Origin of the sequence: Phormidium pseudopriestleyi FRX01 (genome assembly GCF_017313335.1) — a bacterium.
Lineage (GTDB): Bacteria > Cyanobacteriota > Cyanobacteriia > Cyanobacteriales > Laspinemataceae > Laspinema > Laspinema pseudopriestleyi.
This window is the reverse complement of the sequence record NZ_JAFLQW010000600.1, coordinates 1-17,315: the sequence shown is the minus strand read 5'-3', so window position 1 is coordinate 17,315 and position 17,315 is coordinate 1. Positions and strand designations below refer to the sequence as shown.

Below are 17,315 nucleotides of genomic sequence, written 5' to 3'. Positions count from 1 at the left end.
TTCTAGCGGCAAAGTCAGCTATCCCGGACGAAAGCAGATTTTCCGACGCTATCAGGATGGACAGATTGTGGGCGATCGCCTGGGATTGGTCAGTGAGCAACTTCAATCCGGTGAAGTGCCGATGATGCAGCTTCTGTTCAAAGAGGGACAGCGGGTTCATCCCCCGGAAATGTTGGAGGCGATCGCCGAAAGAACCAGGCATTCCGTCGAGTCTCTTCCCCCAGAAATTCGCCGGATCAATCAACCCAGTAGCGCATCGGTAGAGATTTCAACTCCCTTACAAACCCTGACCACAGAAACCTTAGAAAATTATAAAATGTGAGTCAGTTTTTCTACCTCAGACTATTTTAAACAGGCCGGGTGCACCATCAGCCAGTTTTGCCTTGACCCTCAATTTCTGTTTTCCTCCGTGAGTGGTGAGGAATTGATTCATCCACCCGGGTGACTTTCCAACTCAGCACTCTAGCATTGATAGATTTTGTCATTCTCACCCCCTGATCTAACAATGATCACCCTTGCACTTTTTGGTACCAGTGCCGACCCCCCGACCAAAGCTCATGAAGAGATTGTCAGTTGGCTGTCTCAAGAGTTTGATGCTGTAGCAGTTTGGGCGTCAGACAACCCGTTTAAGTCTCATCAAACCCCCCTGTGCCATCGATCGCAGATGTTACAGTTGCTGATGGCAGACCCGGACAACCACCGGGATAATCTCTACTTTGATGCTGAACTCAGCCAACCCCGGACCTTAGAAACGGTGCGAATTGCCCGCCAAAAATGGCCCGAGGCTGAACTGTATCTGGTAATTGGGTCAGACTTAATCCCCCAATTGCCTCGGTGGTATCAGGTGGAAGAGTTGCTCTCTCAAGTCAATCTGTTGGTTGTCCCACGACCCGGAAACCCCATCCACGAACCAGAACTAGACCAACTCCGGCAGATGGGAGCATCCGTGGCGATCGCCGACTTGCATCTTCCCGATGTTTCCTCCACTGCCTATCGTCAAACCCAAACCTCACAAGTTCTCACCCCCCCAGTTGCCCGTTATATCCAGCGGGAAAACTTATACGCCTATCAGGATGTGAGCTAAACCAATGGCAGCGTCTTTGGGCCTTCCACTCAACTTTAAAGTGGGAGTCGATAATGCAATCTTCTCCGTCGATCCCGCACAAAATCGCTTGCTGGTTCTCTTGGTCATGCGCGAAAGTGAACCCTTTCTTGGACAATGGAGTTTACCCGGTACTTTAGTTCGTCCGGGTGAATCCCTGGAAGATGCAGCCTATCGCATTTTATCCGAAAAAATCCAAGTCCAGAATCTCTACCTAGAACAACTGTACACCTTTGCCGGACCCGGACGCGACCCCCGCGAACTTTCCGACTCACAACCCTTGCGTTATCTGTCCGTGAGCTATTTTGCCTTAGTCCGGTTTGAAGAAGCCCAACTCATGGGAACTGGAGTCCGGGGGATTGCCTGGTATCCCCTGGATGAAGTGCCGCATCTGGCTTTTGATCACAATCGCATGGTTGAATATGGTCATCGCCGCCTGCGAAACAAACTGGAGTACAGCCCGATCGCCTTTGATGTGCTGCCGGAATTATTTACCCTCAGTGAACTGTATCAACTCTATGCCACAGTTTTAGGGGAAAATTTCTCCGATTATTCTAATTTTCGGGCCAAAATTCTCAAACTGGGCTTTTTATCCGATACAAAAATGAAAGTGTCTCGCGGCGCAGGACGGCCAGCAGCCCTTTACCGCTTTGATGCTGAGGCATTTGCTCCTTTGAAAGATAAACCCTTAGTGTTTATTTAGGGATAGTTTTAACTCAAATTTTTACCCGTTTATCCCCCCATTGGTCACTCAATATCATGAAAATTGCGATCGCCCAACTCAATCCCACCATTGGAGATCTCCAAGGCAATTCCCAACAGATTCGGCAAGCTGCCACCCAAGCTGCCGCCCAAGGAATTGACCTGATGCTGACTCCTGAACTCTCTTTGTGCGGTTATCCGCCTCGGGATTTGCTCTTGCGTCCCAGTTTTATCGAGGCAATGTCCACCCAATTACAACAACTGGCCCAGGAATTACCTCCGGCGATCGCCGTCTTAGTAGGAACCGTAGAAACCCATACCCTCGCCCCTACCACCGGAGGCAAATCTTTATATAATAGTATCGCCTTACTCTTCAATGGCAAAATTCATCAATATTTCCACAAACGTCTGTTGCCGACTTACGATGTGTTTGATGAAAATCGCTATTTTGAACCCTCCTATGTGAGTAATTATTTTAATTTAGGCGAATTCGGCATTCCCTCTGACCCCGAGGTTTCTCCCCCCATCCGCATCGGCGTCACGATTTGCGAAGACTTATGGAATGATGAAGAATTTTGGGGAAAACGCCAATATCCCAGTAATCCCATTGCCAATTTAGTCGAAGAAGGGGCCGATGTCATTATTAATTTATCCGCCTCTCCCTACAGTGTGGGAAAACAAAAACTCCGAGAAGCGATGCTTAGTCATGTCGCTATGCGTTATCGCAAACCGATTATCTATGCCAACCAAGTTGGAGGCAATGATGACTTGATTTTTGATGGATATAGCGTTGCGTTTAACCGAGTGGGAGAACGGGTGGCCCTCGCTGCGGGATTTCAAGCGGATTTACTAGCGGTGGAGTTAGATGAAAAAATCCGAGATTTACGTCCGCTTTCCCTCGCGATCGCCTCCCAACCTGTCACCCCACCCCCCGCAAAACCCCTGATTCAAGCGGAAGAAATTTGGTCCGCCTTGGTGTTGGGAGTACGAGACTATACCCGCAAATGTGGATTTTCTAAAGTGGTGATTGGGTTAAGTGGCGGGATTGATTCGTCCCTAGTTGCCGCGATCGCCAGTGAGGCGATCGGACCCTCCAATGTTCTCGGCGTCCTCATGTCTTCCCCCCATACCTCCCAACAATCGGTGATTGATGCACTTGAACTCGCCCAAAACCTCGGCATGAAAACCTATTCCCTTCCCATTGAGGAGTTAATGGAAGGTTATGACAGGATCCTAGAGGATTTGTTTGCCGACTCACCCCGGGATGTCACCGAAGAAAACCTGCAAGCGCGGATTCGCGGTAATTTATTAATGGCAATCTCCAATAAATTTGGATATCTGCTGATTTCCACCGGGAATAAATCAGAAATGGCCGTGGGATATTGTACTTTGTATGGCGATATGAATGGCGGATTAGCCGCTATTTCTGATGTTCCAAAAACTCAAGTTTATGCCATTTGTCAATGGCTCAATTCCCGAGAACCGGGGAAAATTATTATTCCTGAAAGTGTCTTGAGTAAACCCCCAAGTGCTGAACTTAAACCGGGACAAATTGACCAAGATTCCCTGCCGCCTTATGACATTCTCGATGATATTCTCGATCGCCTGATTCACAACCATGAATCGATTCCTCAAATTGTCGCTGCTGGATATGAACCTGCCTTAGTGCAACGGGTGGTGAAGTTATTAAATGGGGCTGAATTTAAGCGACGACAAGCCCCCCCGGGATTGAAAGTCACCGATCGCGCCTTTGGAACAGGTTGGCGAATGCCGATCGCCGCCAAAGTTCCTCCGCTTCCCCTCTGTGCTGAATAAGGAACAATCGACAACCGGCGAGGGGTTTAACCTTCGCCGGTTTTATTGATCCGCCCTGTCTACCGACACCCCCAGGATGTAGCGGAAATCGGGGTGGGAGAAGGCGTGATGATTGATGGGAAAGGGTTATGGGGTTTCTAGAATAAAAAATTGTAAAACGTAGATGCACGAGAGTAGATGCAATCAACTCGATGGCTGAGTTATTTAATGAGCATCACCAGGGGCGATCGGTATCCCTGATCCGATTGCTGCGAGTGTCGTTGCGGGGTAAATTGGTCAGAACCACTAGCAAAAACACTGAGTATTAAGGTAATTATCGCTGATAAAAATAGTTTTTCCCAAATCATTCGCGCACCTTCCTTGTCAATGGCCGATTCAATTCCTCTATTAGTAGAATCGCTGATTAACCAGAGCCAGTAAGTGATTCAGATCGCAAAGCATTGGTGAGATTTGAGCAAATGGGAATGCGATCGCGATCGCACTCCCTGCGTAAATCCACCCAAAATTGGCACTTCCAAGCCGGGGATCGCCCAGTCTGCGGGAGATTCAATTGATTTACCCCTAAGCCGGTCAACTCCAAAAGCTCACTATCATACAAAAGGTTTACAACATTAATCGCAGCAACAGTACCCCCATCGAACCGACAAAACGCATAAAACCGCCCCCGCCTCCCTCGGCTTCTTCTGGATTTTGCGCCGCTTCAATTTGAGCAATCAGGACCTCTGTGGCTTCAAAAGCCTGAGTATTGTTTTGAATAGCAAACAATTGTTTCGCATATTCGGCATCGCCCTGAGCACCGGAGAAATCTCCGGTATCCGCACGAACGATACTCCGTGCGAGATAGGCCGGGGCAAATTCCGGATCCAGGACTAATGCCTGATTGAAATAGGCGATCGCCTTCTGGTGATTGTTGCGCTGGGCTTCAGCAACGCCCCAGTTATAAACATCCTCTACTGCTAAGGCGGTCCTCGGAGCCCCGATCGCCCCTTGGAGATTTGCCCCATCCAACTGTGCCCCGGTTAAATCCACATCCACAAGATACGCCTCTCGCAAATCTGCACCCCGCAGATCCGCACCCTGGAGATTCACCCCCATCAGGTTCGCGCCAAACAAAGATGCACCTTTGAGGTCCGCACCACTGAGGTCCGCCCCTGTCAGTTGAGCACGACTCAGATTAGCCCGGACCAAATTTGCCCCACTCAGTTGAGCATTCGCCAGATTTGCCATCACCAAACCCGCACCGCTGAGGTCACACTGGGTACATTGCTTGGTCGAAAGCAGTTGTTGAGTATGTTGAACATTTTCAGCAGTGGCAATACTCGTCAAGCACAGGGTACTGAATAAGACGGCAGGAAGGATAAATTTTCGGTTCATGGTCGATACCTTAATGGCTACAGAAACACAGGAATTTCGCCCTGGGAAAAACCCGTGGAATCAACGCTGGAATCAACATTTTGACCCCAGAGGTCACTTGATTATTGTAAAGGGTTTGGGGAGTTGCCAACGGGTCAATCCCGGGGATTTTCGGGGTGGCAATGTGATCGTCCTCACTGAATTCTGTAGAGTTCAGTCACACTGTCAACCCAGACGGACTCACCGGACCCCTCGTCTGCGATCGCTGCATCAGGAAAACTTTTAGGGGATATTAGCTATATTAATGATTGGGAAATCCCTATGTCAACTTCGCCTTACTCCGGCCAATCCCCAGAACCCAAGCCGCTGTACGATTTGAAAGCACGTCTGATCCAGACGGTTGGCAACGAGTTTCTGGCCCCCTTAGAGATCGTTCACCAGTCTACCTATTTATTAGCCTGTTTTGGCAATACCTGGGAAATCACGACCTGCATTCAACATTTGCATCGCATTCAAGAGGCGGTTGAACAAATGAATTCGGTATTAGGAAAGTGTCTGGAGGCCGAGAGAGAAGGGGACTGAATTAACGCTTTTGCCCTAGCTGATTTTTCAGACTTTCTGATAGTCTCTAGTCAATTAAAACTTTGCCCGTTACTTCCTGATTAGTTATCTTTCTAATTTTTTATTCCACGGATCAGCATCCAATTCAATGTCTTCTGAGCCAGACTTTGGGGTTGGCTGGCTCTCTCTTTTGGACTGATGAATCCTGAACAACAGACCGATTCAGATAGGGGATCAGGTGAGTCAACTCTTTCAAAAGCGGTTACTTGGCTGAATTATCAAGACTTTGCAATCAATCTCATAATTCTCCAAGATTTAAACAGTGATTCCCTTCAATATTTTAGCATCTTAGTGACTAAACCCTAGGAAAAAATGAGAGATTGGGCTTTAATTTGCTCAAACCGACTACTAGGAGTACGAGCTAGAAAACGCGCTTTATCTCTGTCAGAATGATTTAGGGTTGCTATATATGATGAAGTCGTGTCGATCGCCTTGAGGACAGACCCAAGACGGGGGTTGCAACCAGCGTCTCATAGACATTGGCTAAATGGGGCGGATCTGCCACAAAATATCCCCGGAAATTTTCATGGGGAATCCGTGACCTAAATTTTAGCGACCCAGTGGTACTCTTAAAAAGGCCAGGGTGAACGTTGCTTTAGACAATGCGGTGATGCAGCAGACCTGGATCGGTTCCTGTGGTAATATTTGCCACGATCCAAGGGGCGATCGCCTCTTGTTGATCGCCGGGGAGAAGTGACATCCATCCCCAGTTCATTCCGCAGTTGCAAGGCGATCGCCACTGGGTAGGTCTGGGATCCCATGAACAAACCTAGGCCATGATCTTTTGCCAAGGCAATCCCAGCGTTCCTCTAATGGGAGATTCCAGGGCGATCGGATCGGTCGAGATCCCAGTCAGCACTTCTGAAAGAGTCCCTCATCAGGGAAATCAGCTTAGAAAGTCCGGCGATCGCGCACTGAAGTAGACTCTATCTCCCTTCGCAGATCTCCCCATCAAGGCTAAATTCACGGACAACGGGATCGAGCAAATAATCCCGATTTAGATTGCCTCAATCGGTACTCTTTTAACAAACCCTGGGGCGAAATCTTTTTTCTCGTTCTCGTTATTTACCTGCATTATTATAGACGGGCATTTCATGAAACCTAAGTGGCTGTTTTTTTTAGCAATATTCACCCTCTTTTTCTTGGGAGTTCGCGAGGTTATCCAAATCCAAAAAGACTCGATCTCCCCTATCGCTGTCACTACAAAAACAGCAAGCGTAGATTTTCCCCTCGTTCCAGGAAGCTACTGGATTTATGAAGGAATGACTCAGTGGATGCCTACAAATTCAGGTCAAGTCAAGCAAACCCCGATCACCTGGAAAATGGAAGTGATAGATACCTTTGAACGCGGACCTTTGAAAATTGCAATTTTAAAAGGATATCCCGCTGATGTAGCCTGGTATAGTGAAGGCAAAGAACGGGGAGACCATCTGATTATTGAAGTGTCCCCGGGAAAGTTTTATTTAGTCAGTGATGAAAGAGCCAGACTGGTCTTACAACGGTTAACCGATGAGGCGGATGTTTTGGTGAACCTATTGGAAGACTTAGAACTCTTGCTAGATCTGCCTTTAATTCCGGGGAAAGCGTTTGGTCCCTCAGAGCAAATCACGCGCCTAGATGGGGGATATCGATGGAACGTTGAGACATCGGAGCAAGTAGGGTTAGAGGTCCAGGGAATTTCATCCAGAGAGAGTCATACTCAGTATCATTTAACTTTCCGAACTGCACCGGATATAATGAATATTTATTTTGTCCCCGGCATTGGTATTACTCGATATCAATATCAACATAATGGGGCGATCGCAGAAACCGATCTAAAATTAATTGAATATTATCCGGGAAATTAGCTGTTTTAAAATAAGGGCAGAATTACCCTAAACTTTAGGCGGTGCGATCGCCTTCATCATTAAATCCCTGTTCATCCAGACATCGGGACAAGCCCTATTTATATTCATCTAACCGGCCTGTTTTAGGATTCCAAAACCCTGAGTTTTTCAGGGTTTTGAAGTTCAGAAATTGAAGCTGATTCTTAAATTGGGTTGAGTTAATTGAGTCCGTATTTCTCATCAAGATACACTAACTCACTGCAGGAGCAGCGACCAACTGAGTTACTCCTCTATTAATTTTGTAAGCGTTGAATTGACTCGGAGAAACCGAGAGTTCATTGACTCGCTGAATCACATCCAAAAAGTCTTTGACCTCTGATGGACTGCGAAGAATAAACACTCGTTTATCTCCACAACATTGGTCAATTTTTTCCCGGACCAGAGAACGCTCTTGTTTCATATAGTTCCAAGTCTGGATCAACCCTTGTAAAAAACCATACTCCTGGATATTTTTCGGGTAATTACTTAAGAAAAATTTCCTCAATCTACCCTCAGATTGAAATACTCTTTTTAACAGTCTCCACACACAAACATTCTGGGATAAGTCTAACCAGATAATTGTATCAGCAGCAGCAAAACGCCGCCCGTAAATAAAATCTGAATTCGTCTGGTCTCCATCTCCTTCTATAATCCAAGCTGGTTTTTGGAGATGGCTCTCCAAGGGGTTTTCGCCCTGAGATTCCGTTGCCACACACTCTTCCGATTGGCCTAGGATGGCATTGGCATGAATGACCTCTACTTTCACAATTGAGCAGAGGTGATGAGCTAATGTGGTTTTTCCGGCTCCTTTAGGACCGATAATTGCTATTTTTTTCATACTTCTATTATTTTTCATAAATTTTGTGGTTGCTTCCGTTATTAAGTTTAAGTTTAGTTTAAGATTTAGGGAAAGATAATCTACCTAACAGCATAGATTTTTTGAACAAGTCTGGGCGAATCGGTGAAATTGGATATCAATCAAAGAATCAAGTTATAATTAATTTCAGTCTCCCCACATTCTGGTTCTGGTTGAATTAATTACCCTATCTGAATGACCGAGTTATATAGCACCTCTATCTCAATTAATTGGACAATTCCTAAACAAAGTGGTCACCGCTAGAAAGAGGAATCATTAAAGTTTTTTCTTAATTCTAAATTGGGATAAAAATCTGTAAATTTAGATACAAAATTTAGAAGATTTTGAGACCCGTGGAAGAACTGGCTCCCCTCTGGCACCTGAACCCCAACCCCAGTAGTTAAATATGTTAAAGCCTATTGCGGTATTTTGAAATCTACCAAAATATATATCTCCGTATATTCCACAGGTTGTAGCCACAAGGCGGAATACTCCAGCAAGTCAAAAGTCTTTTAGAACCGAGGGAACGGGTTTTTCTCGTCCTCCTCTAGGTTTCAGGTTGTTTGACCCCCCTCCCATTGGCAGCTCGGTTTTGGCCTCTATCTCTGGAGTTAGTTTAACTGACCAGGCCGGTCTGATGAATTTATCTAATTGTAGATTTGTAAAGATATATGTATTTTCACGGAGTCGATCGCAAGGGGGAAGAGGGGGAAAGATTGAGGGGAGGTTCTGACAAGTCCAGATTTTTGACCCAGATGCTGATTGAGACAGCCTCCAGTCCCCTCTTTTTTGTCTGAGGGAGGGCGATCGCACCCCAAACTGTAGCGGCATCCTAGAAGAGTAAGATTGGGGAGACTGGAGAGAGGGTCTCGCGGGGGGAGTTCATAAAATGTAACAATCAGCCGATGGGGATGGGGGAGAATTTTGGAACGGTAGCGGGGATCGATGGCGATCGCCCCAGAGGATCGAGAAACACCAAAGCGGAACCGCGATTTGAGGCGATCGCCCAGAGCATTCCCACCCAAATTACCCCAGACAACCGAATCAAGTAGCCCCATACCCCCGGCAATTGCACCGATCCCCACCGCCAATTCCAGGCAAGTAGTGCGGTAGTCTAGTCTATATTGAAGTACCGTATTCGGCGTAAGCCACTCAACCGCAAGATTATGAACGCTACTGTTTCCGGACCTCCCCTCACGGTTCACATTGGATCGAGAAAAAGCCAATTGGCTCTAGTGCAAACCCATTGGGTGCAAGAACAACTCCAAAAACATTTTCCCGATCGCCGGTTTGAAGTTCATACCATGAGCACTCAAGGGGACATCATCCTCGATGTCGCCCTTGCCAAAATTGGGGATAAAGGACTGTTCACCAAAGAATTAGAAGTCGGAATGCTGCAGCGAGAAACCGATCTCGCCGTCCATTCCCTCAAGGACCTACCCACCAATCTCCCGGAAGGACTCATCCTCGGATGCATCACCGCACGGGAAAATCCCGCCGATGCTTTGGTAGTCCATGAAAAACACAAAGATAAGCAACTCGACACTCTACCCCCAGGGACCGTGATTGGCACCTCTTCCCTGAGACGACTCGCTCAATTGCGCCATCACTATCCCCATTTGGAGTTTAAAGACATTCGGGGAAACCTAAACACGAGATTAGCCAAACTGGATGAAGGACAGTATGACGCCATTATCCTAGCCGTAGCGGGGTTACAACGACTGGGAATGGGCGATCGCATTCATCAAGTAATTGCCCCTGAAATCTCCCTCCACGCCGTCGGACAAGGTGCACTCGGCATCGAATGCCGCACCAACGATCCAGAAATCTTAGAACTGATCAAAGTCCTAGAACATTGGGAAACCGCTCAACGCTGTTATGCAGAACGGGCCTTTTTACGCAGACTCGAAGGCGGTTGTCAAGTCCCCATCGGCGTCAATACCCAGATCCAAGACAACAACCTCACCTTAACCGGCATGGTTGCCAGTCTCGATGGCAAGCGACTCCTCAAAGAGACAGTCACAGGGCCCGCCACCGAAGCAGAACAACTCGGCATCCAACTCGCCGAAACCTTGCGTCAAATGGGTGCACAAGAAATCCTCAATGAAATCTTTGCTCAAATTCAGCGCAGTTAATCCAGGCAAGGGAGAAATTTTACTGGGATAGTACGGGTAAGTACCTTGACTGAGTGAATTTTAGTAGAGACGCTGCCATTGAATGCGTCTCTACTTCACCCTTGCGATCGGAGTACCCAAAATTTCATGACTCATACCAATAACCCGTTTGCCACTGCGCTACAGTTTACCCTCAAATGGGAAGGCGGGGCCGGACACCCGCAGGACCTCGCGGGTGCCGTCAATCGCGGAATTAGCCAAGATACATACAATACCTATTGTCGCAACAAAGGCTTATCGGTTCAATCGGTCCATTTGCTAACCGATTCAGAACTGGAAGAGATTTATTTTCACCGTTACTGGAAACTGTCCAAAGCCGATGTAATGTGTTTGCCCTTGAGTATCGTGCACTTCGATACTGCCGTCAATTTTCATGTCCCCGGCAGCATTGAATTTTTACAAGAAGCGATCGGGGAATTAAGCATTGATGGCAAATTTGGCCCGAATACCCAACGCGCTTTGGAGAAATACAACAATCTGGAAACCGCGAAACGGTATTGTCATAGTCGGATTGCCTATCGTCATCAGCGCGTTAAAGCTAATCCCAGTCAGGAGATATTTTTAGACGGATGGTTACGCCGCGATCGCGATTTACTCGCCTATATTGAGCAATGGGCTCAATCCACCACCGGAACGCCACCGCAGAAATCTCCCATCTTCTCCTCAGTTGCGCCATTACCGGATGAAACTCCAATGCAGGAACCCCCGAACCCGACAACATCCGAGCAAAAATCAGAAGAAGTATTTAAAAAACTCCAGCAGGCGATCGCCTTGCTGCAAGAAGTCGTCGATACCCTCAAAACCAGCCGATAGCAGCCATCTCCCAGCAGCCACCCCTGAAGCATTGACCCCCTCGCCATCCCCTTTTTCATCCAAACATCTCTACCCCGTCCCAGATTTACGATACCCCTCGACAGGTATGATGGCGGTACGGATAACTTAAGGGAACTACGCGAGTGAAGTTAAAAATATTATTTGTTGCCGCAGAAGCGGCTCCCATTGCTAAAGTGGGTGGCATGGCAGATGTCGTCGGATCCTTGCCCAAAATTCTCAGACAGATGGGACATGACGTCCGCATCTTTCTTCCCTACTACGGCTTTCTCCCGGATAAAATGGACATTCCCGAAGACCCAGTTTGGTCCGGCTATGCCATGTTCCAGGATTTCTCCGTCTATGAAAGCGTCCTACCCGGAACCGATGTCCCCTTGTATTTATTTGGACATCCCTCGTTTCTACCCCGGCGGATTTATGGCGGGGAAGATGAAGATTGGCGGTTCACCCTGTTTTCCAATGGTGCAGCGGAATTTGCCTGGAACCACTGGAAACCGGATTTAATCCATTGCCACGATTGGCATACCGGAATGATTCCAGTCTGGATGAATCAATCCCCTGATATTGCCACTGCCTTCACGATTCATAATTTAGCCTATCAAGGACCTTGGCGCTGGAAGTTAGAGCAGATGACCTGGTGCCCCTGGTATATGCAAGGTCATAATACAATGGCTGCAGCGGTACAGTATGCCAATCTGGTTAATACGGTTTCTCCCACCTATGCCGAGCAAATTCAGACCCCAGCTTATGGCGAAACCCTAGAAGGGTTAATGTCTTTTATTAGCAGTAAATTAGTCGGAATTGTCAACGGGATTGATACGGATTCTTATAATCCCGAAACCGATAAGTATCTGGAGCAAAATTTCACCCCTGAAACCATCGACAAGCGGATGGCGAACAAGATTGCTCTACAAGAAGAAGTGGGACTGGAGGTAAATAAAAAAGCCTTCTTAATTGGGATGGTGACCCGATTGGTGGAGCAAAAAGGTTTGGATTTGACGATTCAGATCCTCGACCGATTTATGGCTTATACCGATTCCCAGTTCATTTTGCTTGGGACCGGCGATCGCAACTATGAAACCCAAATGTGGCAACTGGCAACCCGCTATCCCGGACGCATGGCCACCTATTTACTCTACAATGATTCCCTCTCTCGTCGCATCTATGGCGGAAGCGATGCCTTCCTGATGCCGAGTCGCTTTGAACCCTGTGGAATCAGTCAATTATTAGCCATGCGCTATGGTTCTGTTCCCATCGTTCGTCGCACCGGAGGTTTGGTGGATACCGTCACTCACCATGAGCCGATGACCAAGGAAGGGACGGGTTACTGTTTCGATCGCTATGAAACCTTAGACCTATTTACCTGTATGATCCGCGCCTGGGAAGGCTATCGTTATAAGGATTATTGGCAACAACTCCAAATCCGAGGGATGCAGCAAGACTTTAGCTGGAATAAATCGGCGAAAGAGTATGTCAAGATGTATCATTCCATCTATGGCATTACCGAAGAACCCGAAGCGTTAGAAGCGGCAGCAGAAACCGCTAAATCTTAGGCGATGATTACAGGATGAAATAGCCATAACCAGAAAGACTGAAATAATCCGGGTTTCTATTCCTAATTGATGGCTTTCTTTGCCGAACTTTTGGCAAGAAACCCGGCTTCTAACTGTTACATTACCCACGAAATCTTAGAGAATTTGAGAAATTACCGTCCTAAAATTTGAGCACGGATGAAATCTTCGGGATTTTCTGCTACCCATCCCTCCTCAGACGTGGCGCGAACTTCAAAATGGAGATGGGGTTCACTGCTGTCAGGATTTCCCGAGTAACCCACCCTGCCGATTTGTTGAGACTGCCGCACCTGTTCACCCACAGTAACAGAGATCTCACTCAAATGGGCGTACCGAGTTTGTTTGCCGCCGGGATGATTAATCACGATGAGATTGCCATAAGCACCGCGATCGCCTGCAAAAACCACCACCCCATTATCCCCCGCTAATACTGGAGTCCCGATCGCCGCCTTGTAATCAATCCCACTATGAAACTTCGGTTCTCCACTCCCTGAATTTAACCGAGTATAGCCAAATCTTAAAATCGGTTCCGCTTCTACCGGGAGGGGATAACCGGGAACTGGATTCAAAGTCGGGTCTACAAAAGATGTGACAGTTCTGGACCCTTCTGGATTTGTACTTGACCAGATTACCCCGGGAACAAACACAACTAGAGGAGGAGAGACTAAACAGCCATTATTATCAAAAATTGCCGCTGCCGGTATCTTATAAATTGCTTCTAAGTCGTTCCAACTTTGTCCCAGTTGAACTCGGACCTCTATCCCATCAACAGGAGGAATCCGAATCTCAGTTCCCACCGGCGCTAAACCCCCTTGGAGAGGCGGATTCATCCCCATCAGGGTTTCCGGTTTCAGTTCATATTGCGCGGCGATACTTTCCACCGTTTCACCATTTGCAATCCGATGACGTTGAATGCGATCGAGTGTCGGAAGTCCCAACATGGCCGGACAATTATTCGTCTGCGGTTCGGTATTGGCCGTGGCACTCCAGGGAGTCAGGGTCAGGGAGAAAAGGGTGGGCAATAAAATCAGCCAACGGGATAAAATCATAGCAATTCCAGGATAATTATCGAGAGTGAACCTTATCTCAAAGTTCAGGCTAATTTCGGAGAATCAAGGTTTTTGGTTCGATTTTAACATGATTTTTCAAGCCCTGCACTCCCGCAGTAGTTTCTTCTCTTAGGGGAAAAAATTTTAGAAATTGGGGTGATGCAAACGGCCCAAATACCAACAATCCCGTCCGAATGACTCGGACGGGATTGTCTCTTATGGGAATTATTAAAAAGGCCAAGGGCCTGTCTTATGAGCACCTGAAGGGGTGCGGCTTGTTATGGTTCTACTGTATCTGAATCCTGGGTGCAAGATTATCCCCCTTTGGATAGAACTGAACGAACCAGTAGAGAGAGAATGGTTGGAATCCAGTCCCTGATTGTCGCTACTCAAGGACTAGATTCAGCCTAAAATCCCGGCAATCATGCCAGCGAGTAAGACAAATCCGATCCAAACATTTTGACCAAAAATCTGGCCGTAAGTGGTTCTGGGGATGTCTTCCTGGCGCAGTTGGAGATATTGCCAACTCCACAGCAGAAGGGCGATCGCCACGGCAACCCAAAAGGGGAAGGTTAAATTTAACCGTATCCCCTCCCAAATCAACAATCCAGCAGTCGCCAAAAAGAAGACTGCGACAGCTTCTGCCGCCCGATCGCCAAAAAATAAGGCACTGGAGTTCACCCCCAAACGGCGATCATCCTCGCGATCGCTCATGGCATACACGGTATCAAATCCCAAGGTCCATAACACCGTGGCCCCCCATAAAATCCAGGTGGCGGTCTCTAAGTGAGATGCCGCTGCACTCCAGCTAATCAGTACCGCAAATCCCCAGGCAATAGATAAGACCAACTGAGGCACCGGAAAGACTCGTTTCGCCAGCGGATAGCCAATAATCACCGGGACTGCCGCTACAGATAAGCCAAAACTGAGGGGATTGAGATACAGTGCTAGAATCCCTGCACAGGATAAAGCCACTATTGCCACCCCAATGCCAATTTTGATAGACAGTTGGCGGGATGCCAATGGGCGATCGCGAGTGCGTTCCACTTGGGGATCAATATCCCGATCCCACAGATCATTGACCACGCAACCCGCTGCACTGGTTGCCAAAGAGCCTAAAATAATCACCCCAACCAGAAGTACCGGGGGCGTTCCTTCCGCCGCTAAAAATACGGCCCACAGCGCCGGAATCATTAAAATCAGGCGTCCGGCAGGTTTATTCCAGCGTAACAGCCGGATGACGGCTTGCCAAGTCGGTTCGCTCGGGTTGGGTTGTGACGTTAACATTACATTTACTTAAATTAATTCGCGACAGGTTTCATTAAATAAGATATCGTTATCTTGGGTTCAACAGTGGAATCGATCCCTAACCCCGGGATATCGGTTGGATGCAGTCTTGTCATCCAGAGCGAAAATTTGTCAATGCCTTAATCAGCAACCTCCGGGTGAGTTAAGCCAATCCAACACAAAGAATGCAAAATTTCGCATCTTTGACCGGAGATATTCCTCAATTCCGGTTCGATTCCGGCTTGCACCCCAGCCTTAGTCACGCGATCGCCGCCTTAATCTCCTGGAGGAAAAAACAATGACCTTGAGCAAATCCGTTCCCATCGTGAGGATTCCGGATCCCGATGTGGGGAAAGAACATATTCTCGCGGCGATCGATATGGGAACGAACTCCCTGCACATGGTGGTGGTCAAAATTGAACCAACCTTACCCGCCTTTACGATTATCACCCAGGAAAAAGAAACCGTGCGTCTGGGCGATCGCGACATCAAAACCGGCAACCTCAAACCGTCCGTCATGGCACGCACCCTAAGCGCGCTGCGACGCTTCCAGCAACGCGCCGAGAGTCTCCATGCAGAACAAGTGGTGGCTGTTGCCACCTCAGCCATGCGCGAAGCCCCCAATGGACGGGACTTTCTCAAAGAAATCGAAGCCGAATTGGGACTGCGAGTCAGTTTAATTTCTGGACAGGAAGAAGCGCGACGCATCTACCTCGGTGTTCTCTCGGGAATGGATTTTAATGAAGAACCCCACATCATTATTGATATTGGTGGCGGTTCCACGGAACTCATTTTAGGGGATGGTCATGAACCCCGTTCCCTGAGTAGTACGAAAATTGGGGCCGTGCGTCTGACGAGCGAATTTATTACCACGGATCCCATTAGTAACAGCGAGTTTGACTTTTTGCAAGCATACATTCGCGGGATGTTAGAGCGTCCAGTGGAGGAGTTGCAGGCGCGGTTGTACTTCGATGAACAGCCTCGGTTGGTGGGGACCTCGGGAACCATTGAAACCCTGGCTGTGGCGATCGCCCGAGAAAAACAGGGACTCGAACCCTCTCCCCTGACTGGATATCAATTCAAATTAAAGGACTTATCCGAGTTTGTCCACCGCTTGCGGAAACTCTCCTACCATCAACGGTTAGCCATTCCAGGGATTTCGGACAAGCGCGCTGAAATTATCCTCCCAGGGGCTTTGATTTTGCTCGAAGCGATGACTTTGTTGAAGATGGACTCCCTCACCGTCTGCGAGCGATCGCTGCGGGAAGGGGTCATTGTCGATTGGATGCTCACTCACGGGTTAATCGAGGACCGTCTGCGCTACCAGAGTTCCATCCGTCAACGCAGTACCCTGAAAATTGCCCAAAAATACCAGGTTAATCTCGACTCTGCCGAACGAATTGCCGGATTTGTTCTGACTTTATTCGATCGCACCCAAGGGTTACTCCATGACTGGGGTCTAAATGAACGAGAATTACTCTGGTCAGCGGCAATTTTGCATAACTGCGGCATTCATATCAGTCATTCGGCTCATCACAAACACTCCTACTATCTGATTCGCAATGGAGAATTGCTGGGATATACGGATACCGAGGTGGAAATCATCGCCAATCTCGCCCGCTATCACCGCCAAAGTGCCCCGAAGAAAAAGCATGATAATTATCGGAATTTGTCGAGTAAGCAACATCGCAAGATGGTCAGTCAATTGAGTGCTTTGTTGCGCTTGGCTGTTGCCCTAGACCGCCGACAAGTTGGGGCGATCGCTCAGTTGGATTGCCGCTATTTCCCCAACACCAAACAACTGCATTTAATCCTCCATCCCAACGAAGTCGATGACCCCTGCGTGTTAGAACTCTGGAGTCTCGACCAGAAAAAAATCGTATTTGAAGAAGAATATGACATTCAATTAATCCCCAAACTAGAAGCGGTTCCGGTTCCGGGTGCATCTCACTGTTGCGAGTGTTGAGCCAACCCCTACCCCGACCCAGCCTTCACCACCCCTCCAGAGTCACCACCCCGCCCTAGGGGCACCCCTCCAGAGTCACCACCCCGCCCTAGGGGCACCCCTCCAGAGTCACCACCCCGCCCT

At 48.1% G+C, this 17,315-nt stretch carries 15 protein-coding genes and 1 pseudogene; 11 read left to right on the top strand and 5 right to left on the bottom strand.

The features are described 5' to 3' along the window. From J0895_RS23020 to J0895_RS23005, 4 genes and pseudogenes are all read left to right on the top strand, one after another. A pseudogene (locus tag J0895_RS23020) lies at positions 1-322 on the top strand (nicotinate phosphoribosyltransferase); the annotation flags it as partial. A 183-nt stretch (positions 323-505) separates the two neighbouring features. After that, on the top strand, positions 506-1,084 hold the full coding sequence (locus J0895_RS23015; RefSeq protein ID WP_207090327.1) for a nicotinate-nucleotide adenylyltransferase: 579 nt from the start codon (positions 506-508) through the stop codon (positions 1,082-1,084). Between the two features lie 4 nt (positions 1,085-1,088). After that, positions 1,089-1,805: an NUDIX hydrolase gene (locus J0895_RS23010; protein ID WP_207090326.1), complete on the top strand. Its 717-nt coding sequence runs from the start codon at positions 1,089-1,091 to the stop codon at positions 1,803-1,805. Between the two features lie 56 nt (positions 1,806-1,861). Continuing rightward, on the top strand, positions 1,862-3,619 hold the full coding sequence (locus J0895_RS23005; RefSeq protein ID WP_207090325.1) for an NAD+ synthase: 1,758 nt from the start codon (positions 1,862-1,864) through the stop codon (positions 3,617-3,619). Positions 3,620-4,222: 603 nt separating this feature from the next. Here J0895_RS23005 and J0895_RS23000 read toward each other — a convergent pair. After that, positions 4,223-4,993, bottom strand: a complete 771-nt coding sequence (locus J0895_RS23000; protein WP_207090324.1) for a pentapeptide repeat-containing protein — start codon at positions 4,991-4,993, stop codon at positions 4,223-4,225. A gap of 13 nt (positions 4,994-5,006) precedes the next feature. Here J0895_RS23000 and J0895_RS22995 point away from each other — a divergent pair, with 13 nt between their 5' ends. The 3 genes from J0895_RS22995 to J0895_RS22985 all read left to right on the top strand — a co-directional run bounded on the left by J0895_RS22995 (position 5,007) and on the right by J0895_RS22985 (position 7,440). Next, positions 5,007-5,258 (top strand): hypothetical protein, encoded by a 252-nt coding sequence (locus J0895_RS22995; protein ID WP_207090323.1) that lies wholly within the window; start codon positions 5,007-5,009, stop codon positions 5,256-5,258. A gap of 35 nt (positions 5,259-5,293) precedes the next feature. Continuing rightward, on the top strand, positions 5,294-5,554 hold the full coding sequence (locus tag J0895_RS22990) for a hypothetical protein (RefSeq protein WP_207090322.1): 261 nt from the start codon (positions 5,294-5,296) through the stop codon (positions 5,552-5,554). A 1,313-nt stretch (positions 5,555-6,867) separates the two neighbouring features. After that, entirely contained in the window at positions 6,868-7,440 is a 573-nt protein-coding gene (locus tag J0895_RS22985) for a hypothetical protein (RefSeq protein WP_207090321.1), read from the top strand. 229 nt (positions 7,441-7,669) lie between these two features. Here J0895_RS22985 and J0895_RS22980 read toward each other — a convergent pair whose 3' ends face one another. Both J0895_RS22980 and J0895_RS22975 read right to left on the bottom strand, forming a co-directional pair. Continuing rightward, positions 7,670-8,314 carry a P-loop NTPase family protein gene (locus tag J0895_RS22980; RefSeq protein WP_207090320.1) on the bottom strand — a complete coding sequence of 215 codons (645 nt, stop codon included), beginning with the start codon at positions 8,312-8,314 and terminating at the stop codon, positions 7,670-7,672. A 647-nt stretch (positions 8,315-8,961) separates the two neighbouring features. Beyond that, positions 8,962-9,540: a hypothetical protein gene (locus tag J0895_RS22975; protein WP_207090328.1), complete on the bottom strand. Its 579-nt coding sequence runs from the start codon at positions 9,538-9,540 to the stop codon at positions 8,962-8,964. Here J0895_RS22975 and hemC point away from each other — a divergent pair. From hemC to glgA, 3 genes are all read left to right on the top strand, one after another. Then, a complete protein-coding gene (hemC, locus tag J0895_RS22970; protein ID WP_207090319.1) occupies positions 9,481-10,449 on the top strand; it encodes a hydroxymethylbilane synthase in 969 nt (322 codons plus the stop codon). The genes J0895_RS22975 and hemC overlap by 60 nt on opposite strands. Positions 10,450-10,575: 126 nt before the next feature. Next, entirely contained in the window at positions 10,576-11,301 is a 726-nt protein-coding gene (locus J0895_RS22965; RefSeq protein ID WP_207090318.1) for a glycoside hydrolase family 108 protein, read from the top strand. 143 nt (positions 11,302-11,444) lie between these two features. After that, positions 11,445-12,872, top strand: a complete 1,428-nt coding sequence (glgA, locus tag J0895_RS22960; protein WP_207090317.1) for a glycogen synthase GlgA — start codon at positions 11,445-11,447, stop codon at positions 12,870-12,872. Positions 12,873-13,024: 152 nt separating this feature from the next. Here glgA and J0895_RS22955 read toward each other — a convergent pair whose 3' ends face one another. Both J0895_RS22955 and J0895_RS22950 read right to left on the bottom strand, forming a co-directional pair. Further along, on the bottom strand, positions 13,025-13,939 hold the full coding sequence (locus tag J0895_RS22955) for a M23 family metallopeptidase (RefSeq protein ID WP_207090316.1): 915 nt from the start codon (positions 13,937-13,939) through the stop codon (positions 13,025-13,027). Positions 13,940-14,341: 402 nt separating this feature from the next. Beyond that, positions 14,342-15,226, bottom strand: a complete 885-nt coding sequence (locus tag J0895_RS22950) for a 4-hydroxybenzoate solanesyltransferase (protein ID WP_207090315.1) — start codon at positions 15,224-15,226, stop codon at positions 14,342-14,344. A gap of 298 nt (positions 15,227-15,524) precedes the next feature. Between J0895_RS22950 and J0895_RS22945 the strand changes: the two genes are divergently transcribed. Next, complete coding sequence (locus J0895_RS22945; RefSeq protein WP_207090314.1) at positions 15,525-17,192, top strand: Ppx/GppA phosphatase family protein; 1,668 nt, start codon at positions 15,525-15,527, stop codon at positions 17,190-17,192. The last annotated feature ends 123 nt before the right edge of the window (positions 17,193-17,315 follow it).

Excerpts from the sequence above, each read along its gene's own strand:
- J0895_RS22950 (WP_207090315.1), bottom strand. The coding sequence starts at position 15,226 with ATGTTAACGTCACAACCCAACCCGAGCGAACCGACTTGGCAAGCCGTC.
- J0895_RS22995 (WP_207090323.1), top strand. The coding sequence starts at position 5,007 with ATGGCTACAGAAACACAGGAATTTCGCCCTGGGAAAAACCCGTGGAAT.
- J0895_RS22985 (WP_207090321.1), top strand. The coding sequence starts at position 6,868 with ATGCCTACAAATTCAGGTCAAGTCAAGCAAACCCCGATCACCTGGAAA.
- J0895_RS22965 (WP_207090318.1), top strand. The coding sequence starts at position 10,576 with ATGACTCATACCAATAACCCGTTTGCCACTGCGCTACAGTTTACCCTC.
- J0895_RS22990 (WP_207090322.1), top strand. The coding sequence starts at position 5,294 with ATGTCAACTTCGCCTTACTCCGGCCAATCCCCAGAACCCAAGCCGCTG.
- J0895_RS22945 (WP_207090314.1), top strand. The coding sequence starts at position 15,525 with ATGACCTTGAGCAAATCCGTTCCCATCGTGAGGATTCCGGATCCCGAT.
- J0895_RS23000 (WP_207090324.1), bottom strand. The coding sequence starts at position 4,993 with ATGAACCGAAAATTTATCCTTCCTGCCGTCTTATTCAGTACCCTGTGC.
- J0895_RS23010 (WP_207090326.1), top strand. The coding sequence starts at position 1,089 with ATGGCAGCGTCTTTGGGCCTTCCACTCAACTTTAAAGTGGGAGTCGAT.
- J0895_RS22980 (WP_207090320.1), bottom strand. The coding sequence starts at position 8,314 with ATGAAAAATAATAGAAGTATGAAAAAAATAGCAATTATCGGTCCTAAA.
- J0895_RS23015 (WP_207090327.1), top strand. The coding sequence starts at position 506 with ATGATCACCCTTGCACTTTTTGGTACCAGTGCCGACCCCCCGACCAAA.
- J0895_RS22955 (WP_207090316.1), bottom strand. The coding sequence starts at position 13,939 with ATGATTTTATCCCGTTGGCTGATTTTATTGCCCACCCTTTTCTCCCTG.
- hemC (WP_207090319.1), top strand. The coding sequence starts at position 9,481 with ATGAACGCTACTGTTTCCGGACCTCCCCTCACGGTTCACATTGGATCG.
- J0895_RS23005 (WP_207090325.1), top strand. The coding sequence starts at position 1,862 with ATGAAAATTGCGATCGCCCAACTCAATCCCACCATTGGAGATCTCCAA.